Consider the following 8,802-nt stretch of genomic DNA (forward strand, 5'->3'; position numbering starts at 1 on the left):
TACGGCTGCCACCCCTCTTGCAAAGAGGGGAATTAGGCAATGATGGTTTTATATTCCCCTCTTTGCAAGAGGGGTGCTTAAGCTTGCGAGGCGGGGTGTTGAAATAGAAAAAGTTCGTAACTCGAGTAGATAATGGAATATTGATCATGCGCTGATGTTCAGCAGGGTGTTAAAGATAATATAAAAAGCTATAAATGAATGATCTAGGCTTAATGATTAATTTTGTGTTTTTTCTCAAGTCCGTGATTGTTGAGATAATTTATTGTGTTGAAGAAATGAGGATAAAGGATATATGAAAGCAGAGAAGTTTACCCATAAGTTGCAAGAGGCGCTTACTGAAGCGCAGAGTTTAGCCATTAGCAAGAGTCATACGATGCTAGAGCCGATTCATGTGCTAAAAGCATTGTTGGATCAAGAAGGTGGCATGATTGCATCTATTATCACCCAGGCTGAGGGTGATTTATCAAATCTCAATAGTGAGTTAAGTAATGCCTTGAATGCGCTAGCTACAAGTAGTGCCGCTAGTCAAATCAGTGCGTCAAATAACTTAATTAAAATACTGCAGCAGATGGAAAAGCTTGCTACTGAAAAGCAGGATGAATTTATTTCAAGTGATTTATTCTTAATTGCTGGATTTGCCGATGGTGCGATCAGCAAGATCTTTAAAGAGGCTGGCTTATCAAAAGAAAATCTAACATTAGCAGTGGATAAAGTCAGAGGTGGTGCACGCGTTGAGAGTCAGAATGCTGAAGATATGCAAGGTGCGCTAAAGAAATATACCATTGATCTCACGGAAAGAGCGCGACAAGGAAAAATTGATCCGGTAATTGGGCGCGATGATGAGATCAGACGTACGATTCAAGTATTGCAACGTCGCACTAAAAATAATCCCGTGTTAATTGGTCGCCCAGGGGTTGGTAAAACCGCAATTGTTGAAGGTTTAGCGCAACGCATTGTTAACAACGAGGTGCCTGAGGGAATTCGCAATAAGCGTATTTTATCTTTGGATTTGGGCGCATTATTGGCAGGTGCTAAATTCCGTGGTGATTTTGAGGAGCGCTTAAAATCAGTGCTTAAAGAGTTGTCCAAACAAGAAGGAAGTGTGATTTTATTTATTGATGAATTACACACCATGGTTGGCGCAGGTAAAGCTGAAGGTTCGATGGATGCAGGTAATATGTTGAAACCCGCCTTGGCGCGTGGTGAGCTACGATGTGTGGGTGCAACGACATTAGATGAATATCGCGAGAATGTTGAAAAAGACCCCGCATTAGAGCGTAGATTCCAAAAAGTATTAGTTGATGAGCCAACAGTTGAAGATACCATTGCGATTTTGCGCGGATTAAAGGAGCGCTATGAAGTGCACCACGGTGTTGATATTACGGATCCGGCAATTGTTGCGGCAGCCACATTATCACATCGCTATATTACCGATAGACAACTGCCTGATAAAGCCATTGATTTAATGGATGAAGCAGCAAGTCAAATCCGCATGGAGATTGACTCGCGTCCTGAAGAAATGGAGAAATTATATCGCCGGATTATTCAGCTAAAAATGCAGCGTGAGCAATTGAAAAAAGAAAAAGATGATGCCACCAAAAAACGCTTGGATGTTTTAGAAGATGAAATCAAAGCTTTAGAAAAAGAGTATTCAGGCTTTGAAGAAATTTGGAAAGCAGAAAAAGCACAAATGCAAGGTTCACAAAAACTAAAAGAGCAATTAGATCAAGCTAAAATTGATCTTGATGCTGCTAAGCGAACCGGTGATTTATCAAAAATGGCAGAATTGCAATATGGACTTATTCCGCAGTTAGAAGAGCAGATTAAGGCGCTTGCCAGTGCTGATCCGATTAAAACCAAATTAGTACGCACTCAAGTGACTGAGAATGAAATTGCTGAAGTAGTATCTAAATCAACAGGTATTCCCGTCAATAAGATGATGGAAGGTGAGCGTGAGAAGCTATTGCATATGGAGGACTTCTTAGGCAAACGTGTGATTGGTCAAAAAGAAGCGATTACCGCCGTGTCGAATGCCGTTCGTCGTGCGCGCTCTGGATTGTCTGATCCAAATCGTCCAACAGGATCGTTTTTATTCTTGGGTCCAACAGGGGTTGGTAAGACTGAATTAACCAAAGCATTGGCCGAGTTTATGTTTGATAGTGAAGATGCGATGCTGAGAGTGGATATGTCAGAATATATGGAGAAGCACTCGGTAGCACGCCTAATTGGTGCGCCTCCAGGCTATGTTGGCTATGAGCAAGGTGGCTATTTAACTGAGCATGTCAGACGCAAGCCTTATTCGGTAATTTTGCTTGATGAAGTTGAGAAAGCGCATCCAGATGTTTTTAATATTCTATTGCAAATCTTAGATGATGGTCGTTTGACAGATAGCCAAGGGCGTACGGTTGATTTCAAAAACACTGTGCTAATTATGACCTCAAACTTAGGCTCGCAGTTAATCCAAGAAAAACTGCATAGCGAAGGTTATGATCAGGTGAAAGAGCAGGTGTTGCAGGTTGTATTGCAACACTTTAGACCAGAGTTTATCAACCGTATTGATGAAACCGTTGTCTTTGAGCCATTAGATAAAGAGATGATTAAACAAATCGCAGAGATTCAAATCAATCGCGTGCGTAAGCGCTTGCATGAGCGTGATTTAAAATTAGCAATCTCAGCGGTAGCAATGGATGAGCTGGCAGACCATGGGTTTGACCCGATATTTGGCGCAAGACCATTGAAACGCGCAATTCAGCAATACATTGAAAACCCATTAGCCACCTATCTCTTGGAAGGGCGCTATGTGGCAGGTGATGTCATTCAGGTGACCAGTGAGAATGATAATTTTGTTTTCTCAAAAAAAGATTCCACAACGATGGAAAAGGCAGGCCAGTAGATGAGTCAACAAAAAACGGTTGTTATTACAGGAGCTAATAAAGGTATTGGTCTTGAATTCGTGAGATTTTATCAAAACGCAGGTTGGCATGTATATGCAGTATGCAGAAAACCCTCTAGTGAATTAATGCATTTGAATGTCACGATTATTGAAGGTGTTGATATTAGCTTGGATGAATCAATTGAACAGCTTGCGACGAGACTATCTCATGATAAGATTGATTTATTGATCAATAATGCGGGCGCTTGGTGTGATTCAACACTTGGTGAGATTGACTATGGCATGCTTTTGCAGAATATCAACATTAATGCACTGGGGACTTTACGTGTGACGGAGGCCTTACTACCATTTTTAAATACAAATGCAAAAATTGCCATTATTACTAGTAAAATGGGCTCAAATACTGATAATACTTCAGGTGGTCGTTATGGGTATCGTATGGCAAAGGCAGCCTTAAACGCAGCAGCAAAAAGCCTAAGTGTTGATTTGAAGTCTAAAGGTATAGCAGTTGTATTGCTGCATCCAGGTTGGGTGCTTACCGAGATGGGAGGTAAGAATGCACTAATTACAACTGAACAAAGTATTAGTGGTATGACACATCTTATAGATAAAGCAAATCTTGATAGCTCCGGTGAGTTTCTCGCTTATGATGGAAAAACAATACCTTGGTAATATACCGCAAAATGATTTGTCAGTGGTATAAGTGTTCGGTATATTTTCTGATATAATGCAGAGCATACTTATTTGAATTAATGTCTCTATGTCATTACAACGTATATTCGCTTTGGGACTGTTGTTAAGCAGTGCTATTACTTCATTTGCATCTGGGTGGCAGCTTCAGCAAAAAAAATCCATCGATATTTCGCCAAAGAAAGTGCAGTTTGATACTTTTGAAGCGATTAAAGATAAGCATTTCCCGCTGATAGTTGATGTAGTGTTATTAGATAATGATGCATATAAAGCGGGACTTACGATTCAATCACAAGATAATGTTCAAAGTGTGCTTGATGTGGCAACTCAAAAGGAAGCGTTTCTAGCAACTAATGGTGGCTTTTATCAAGAAGGGTTTCTTGTCAATGGTCTTTTGATTGATCAAAGTAAACTGCGCTTACCATTGGTTAATAATACGTTGTTATCATCAATTATTACGATTGATCAACAGGGTCAAATCAATATCTTAGATAAAGATCAAAAATATCATCATGCCTATTATGCTTTCCAAGTAGGTCCTATCTTGCTTAAAGATAACATTGTACAAAAAGTCAATGATGATAAAATTGCCAAACGCATTATTTATGCACAAACAAGCTCAAAGCTTATGGTGATTTATATCGATAGCACAACCTTACAGCAGGCAGCGTATGTTGTTAAAGCACTTGCTAATTACTTTGATATTAATATTAAACGCGCGGTAAATTTTGATGGTGGCAAAGCAGGTGCTTTTATCTTGCGTAAATATGTGACACCCGTGATTTATCCAGAATATAGTCCTGTGAAAAGTGTTGTTTATTTTAGTTTGAACGTCGCTTAGAAGTTGCTTAGCCAACCAAGTAGGCCATTTAATACGGGACAATACTAACCAATAATTGAAGTTGTGGTGAGGCACAAAACATAGTGAGTAGGCGAAATCTTGAGTACTCTCATTGAGATGGTAATAACATTATGATAGAGTTAGCGCATTCACAATAGATGCCGAGTTAAATTTAATGGATTTAGTCTTCTCAGAGTTAGGTAAAAAATCTGAATATAAAACACAATATGATGCCAGTTTATTATTTCCGATCCCGCGATCGATAAAGCGTGATGAGTTAGGCATAAAGGGAGTCCCTGAGTTTAAAGGTGTTGATATTTGGACGGGTTTTGAAGTTTCATGGTTGAATATGAAAGGCAAGCCACAAGTGCGCATTGCCGTATTTGAGATTGATGCGCTTTCTGAGTGCTTGATTGAGTCCAAAAGTTTTAAGCTTTATTTGAATTCTTTTAATAGCACGCATTTTGCCAGTGATGATGAGGTTACTAAGATGATGCAGCATGATCTTTCACAAGCTGCCAATGGTGCAGTATCTGTGACATTATACGCACTAAAAGATTACCCTTGTTATGTTACCAATCAATTTGCAGCAGAATCGATTGATGAGCTTGATATTGAAATCAATGAATATATGACAAATCCTCAATTTTTATCAGCAGACCAAACGAGCCAAGTGCATGAACGCCTAAGTAGTGATCTATTGAAATCTAATTGTTTAGTGACCTTTCAGCCGGATTGGGGGAGTGTGTTGATCGAATATCAAGGAGGCAAAATTAATCGAGAAGGATTGCTGAAATACCTTGTTTCTTTCCGTGATCATAATGAGTTTCATGAGCAATGTGTTGAGCGTATTTATACTGATATTATGCGCTATTGCCAGCCTGAAAAATTATGTGTTTATGCGCGCTATACACGTCGAGGTGGCTTAGATATTAATCCAATGCGCGCAAACTTTATATTTGATGCTGAGCAAAGTGAGCAAAAGCAGATACGTTTAGCACGTCAATAATACCTTAATAAAGTGAGGTATTAATTTGCCTTATAAGCAGGTATAATTGCCAAACTTCAAAGTTTGAATGCATTTAAATGGAAGTTAGCCATTATAAAATTAGTAATATTGACGTAAATAGCAGCAAAGTTGAGCTTTATGATACGCTCACTAAAAAAGGTACTTTTGTGCTTGCTAGCGAGTTGTATCAGCAAGACAGAATGGATCTTTTTTCAGAAGCAGATCAGCGAATTATTGCAAGATTTCTGATAGCAACCTCAATAGGGACAATGGTAGATAGCTTGATATTTTGCTTTGGTGTATTCTTATTTGTCGTGCCAATACAGACGATTTTAATTGTTGTAATGACTCAATATGTCATTAAATTATCTTATGATATCGTTGTTTGTACTTTTTCAAGTAAGGTGGCAATATATATTAAGCATCTAGAGAAAACCGACATTGTCGAGCTGCCAAGCAATAAAATCACCAATATTGTTGGCTTCAAGATCGATTCAGATCGTTGTGTTAATTCATATACTAATCATTAGAAAGGGAGAGGAAGATGAGGCAAAGTTCACATTATAAGATCAGTAATATTAATCCAAATAATTTTACGGTTGAGTACTATGACACTTTAACCAAGCGAAGTAGTAGTCAGCTAGCTAATAAACTCAATGAGAATGACATTATTGATTTATTTTCTGAAAGTGATCAGCGTTTAATTGCATTTAATGCAGGTAAACAAGAAAGCCTATTTGGCAAGGTAAGGAACAATATAAAGTTGGCAGCGCTCGAAGAGAAGAAATATGTTTTTTTGCTATTTGTTTCACTTTATACCGTAATCTTTTTTGCATCAAATTTAGCGGGCTCAACAATTATTAGCTTAGGAAGCATTGGTGGTATTCCACTGGCAGCACCAGGTGCTATATTTGTTTATTCATTAACATTTTTATTTGATTCCATCCTAACTGAAGTGTATGGCTTTTCGATTGTTAGGCGCATTTATACAACGGTTGCATTAACTTCGCTAATCGCACTATTAATTCTTAGTATCTTGGCGATGCTGCCTACGGTTAATGGGCATAATTACGTTCGGGAGTTGGTGTTTTCTGAGGCGGGAGTGATTAGGGTTTTTGCTTTTTCATTTATTAGCTTTGTGATCGCTGAGTTTGTTAACACCAATATTATTGCAAGATTAAAGTACTACTCCCGTGAAAAGCATGGATTGCAAGAAGGTAAAGAGCGAGGACGAATTATCATTAGATTTATTATTGCGACTGCTATTGGTACTTTCATCGATAGTGTTGTATTTGCTTTTGGTGTTTTTCTATTTGTTGTGCCGCTAAAAGTGATTTTTATCATTATACTGACCCAATACGTTATTAAGCTTTCTTATGATGTGATTGTTTGTACTATCTCAAGTAAAATTGCTATGTATATTAAGCGTTTAGAGAAAACAGATATTGTGGAGCTGCCAAGCAATAAAATCACCAACATTGTTGGCTTTAAGATTGACTCAGATCGTTGTGTAAATGCGTTTAGTGATAAATAGTTAGATTTTTAATAGGTTTGTTAATAATCATGGATGAGTTGTTTACGGTAACTCATAGTAAGTAAAGCAAATCGTTCACCATATAATTCTGCCGTACGCAAATCGCCAGAGTTATCGATTCTACACTGTTCTGACTGTGCCATTGCACCTATATTGGAGCCAAACCTATTAATGCAATCCACATCACCCTGATTGTATTGTGATTCAGAGGATTGGTTACTAATCCCTAGAGATATCCAGTTCATTTTATGCTGACAAGCAAAGATAAATAAAGTCATTAGAGTATTAAGCTTATCTCCATTAGTGCTATTTGAACTAGTAAAGCCACCAGCGAATTTATCCCTCCATGCACCTACTGCCCAACGAGATGAGCTTTTGTCCATAAACTGTTTAAAACTACCTGAAACGCTACCCATATAAGTGGGTGTACCAAATAAAATGCCATCATATTGATCCAATGCTTCAACATCTGTATTCTCATCAGCAAAGATCATATCAATATCATTAACATGTTTTAATACACCTTTTTTGACAGCTTCAGCCATTAGTTTAGTGGTGCCATATGAACTATTGTATACGACTGCTATTTTTATTTTCATGAATTTTCCTCATTGGTAATTAACTTATAAAGTCATCTATTTCACACAGATTGAATACTATCTTTGTATTGCTTGACAAACATTTTCGCATTTCCTGAATCACGTGTTCTAAGTTTTTGTCATGTTCTTTTAGGTTGCTAAAATTTATCCATTCATTTTTAGTTTTCCACTTAGCATAAGCCACTAACTTTAGGCTATTTGATTGACATTGATGCAACCTTGAGCCTAATGCTCCACTGTACTGAAGTTTAATTAATTTTGTAGCTTTGATCCACTGTGAAAAAAACTTATCCTTATGGTTATTATTTTTCAAAGAAAATTCATAAAGAACATAATACATCGTTTTGACTACCTATTCTTGCTAAGTTATTGATTTGTTTGAATATACGTGTCATTAAATACATTGATACTGGAATCAATAACATGATAGTTATCCATAAAATACTGTCTAGCTTATAAGTTAGGAAAATCCCTCCTATAAATGATCCTGCAAATGATCCAATAAAATTTAAGTTCATTACTCCGTAATACTTGCCTTGATCATTAATGTTAACATTTTCAGATATTAACAAACTAAAAACAGGGAATAATGCAATTTCACCAAAAGTGAAAAATACAATGAAAGTTAATAGTGAGTAGATACTATAAGATAATACTAAACATAAAGCTGCCACAAATATAGCCATAAAGCCAAAATAAGCGACATGTAAAGAAGATAATCTAGATAACATCCTTTTGAGGAAGGGGCTAAAAATAATTACAAGAATAGAATTTAAAGCTACTATAAGACCATACGTTAAATTTTTTGAAGAAGAGTGACTTAATATCATAGGTAAAGAACTGAAAATCTGTGAATAAGATATTGAAAATATCGTTTGCACTAGCAGTAAATTTACAACCCATGGTTGAGATAAAATTAAAGATAGTTTTTGTTTGCTAACGAAAACTTCTTTTTTAGAGAAAGATGGAATTTTAATAAAAACTAAAGAAACAATAATTATTATTAGATTAAACAAAAACAGCAATCTAATATCTAAAAATCCAACAAAAAACGTACCTACCAATGCGCCAAAACATGAAAATGCATTGTAGATAGTATAACTACTTACAAATGATGAAGTCACATTTATGGAAACATGTTTGATCAAAACATTGTTCGCGAGACTGTTCACTCAACTGTGTCACCCTAAAGCTCAAGTTTTAACCGTTCAGGAAAAAAGATGTTGAGCTGTGAAA

Annotated in this window: 8 protein-coding genes; 6 read left to right on the plus strand and 2 right to left on the minus strand. The window is 36.9% G+C overall.

Annotated elements, in window-relative coordinates; all coding sequences use genetic code 11:
- Positions 1-292 precede the first annotated feature (292 nt).
- The 6 genes from clpB to ACY10D_RS05485 all read left to right on the plus strand — a co-directional run bounded on the left by clpB (position 293) and on the right by ACY10D_RS05485 (position 6,967).
- Positions 293-2,893, plus strand: a complete 2,601-nt coding sequence (gene clpB, locus ACY10D_RS05460) for an ATP-dependent chaperone ClpB (RefSeq protein ID WP_486999758.1) — start codon at positions 293-295, stop codon at positions 2,891-2,893.
- Positions 2,894-3,565 carry an SDR family oxidoreductase gene (locus ACY10D_RS05465; protein WP_486999759.1) on the plus strand — a complete coding sequence of 224 codons (672 nt, stop codon included), beginning with the start codon at positions 2,894-2,896 and terminating at the stop codon, positions 3,563-3,565. It begins immediately after the preceding gene.
- Positions 3,566-3,653: 88 nt separating this feature from the next.
- Complete coding sequence (locus ACY10D_RS05470) at positions 3,654-4,424, plus strand: phosphodiester glycosidase family protein (RefSeq protein ID WP_486999760.1); 771 nt, start codon at positions 3,654-3,656, stop codon at positions 4,422-4,424.
- A 175-nt stretch (positions 4,425-4,599) separates the two neighbouring features.
- Entirely contained in the window at positions 4,600-5,433 is an 834-nt protein-coding gene (gene queF, locus ACY10D_RS05475; RefSeq protein ID WP_486999761.1) for an NADPH-dependent 7-cyano-7-deazaguanine reductase QueF, read from the plus strand.
- Between the two features lie 77 nt (positions 5,434-5,510).
- The gene (locus ACY10D_RS05480) at positions 5,511-5,963 is read left to right on the plus strand and encodes a VUT family protein (RefSeq protein WP_486999762.1); all 453 of its coding nucleotides are present in this window, start codon (positions 5,511-5,513) and stop codon (positions 5,961-5,963) included.
- Positions 5,964-5,977: 14 nt separating this feature from the next.
- A complete protein-coding gene (locus ACY10D_RS05485; protein ID WP_486999763.1) occupies positions 5,978-6,967 on the plus strand; it encodes a VUT family protein in 990 nt (329 codons plus the stop codon).
- A 20-nt stretch (positions 6,968-6,987) separates the two neighbouring features.
- Here the strand turns inward: ACY10D_RS05485 and ACY10D_RS05490 are convergent, their stop codons facing one another.
- Both ACY10D_RS05490 and ACY10D_RS05495 read right to left on the minus strand, forming a co-directional pair.
- Complete coding sequence (locus ACY10D_RS05490; protein ID WP_486999764.1) at positions 6,988-7,566, minus strand: flavodoxin family protein; 579 nt, start codon at positions 7,564-7,566, stop codon at positions 6,988-6,990.
- A gap of 320 nt (positions 7,567-7,886) precedes the next feature.
- Positions 7,887-8,690, minus strand: a complete 804-nt coding sequence (locus tag ACY10D_RS05495) for an MFS transporter (protein WP_486999765.1) — start codon at positions 8,688-8,690, stop codon at positions 7,887-7,889.
- Positions 8,691-8,802: the final 112 nt, after the last annotated feature.

The organism is Cysteiniphilum sp. (assembly GCF_057495195.1).

Excerpts from the sequence above, each read along its gene's own strand:
- clpB (WP_486999758.1), top strand. The coding sequence starts at position 293 with ATGAAAGCAGAGAAGTTTACCCATAAGTTGCAAGAGGCGCTTACTGAA.
- ACY10D_RS05465 (WP_486999759.1), top strand. The coding sequence starts at position 2,894 with ATGAGTCAACAAAAAACGGTTGTTATTACAGGAGCTAATAAAGGTATT.
- ACY10D_RS05470 (WP_486999760.1), top strand. The coding sequence starts at position 3,654 with ATGTCATTACAACGTATATTCGCTTTGGGACTGTTGTTAAGCAGTGCT.
- queF (WP_486999761.1), top strand. The coding sequence starts at position 4,600 with ATGGATTTAGTCTTCTCAGAGTTAGGTAAAAAATCTGAATATAAAACA.
- ACY10D_RS05480 (WP_486999762.1), top strand. The coding sequence starts at position 5,511 with ATGGAAGTTAGCCATTATAAAATTAGTAATATTGACGTAAATAGCAGC.
- ACY10D_RS05485 (WP_486999763.1), top strand. The coding sequence starts at position 5,978 with ATGAGGCAAAGTTCACATTATAAGATCAGTAATATTAATCCAAATAAT.
- ACY10D_RS05490 (WP_486999764.1), bottom strand. The coding sequence starts at position 7,566 with ATGAAAATAAAAATAGCAGTCGTATACAATAGTTCATATGGCACCACT.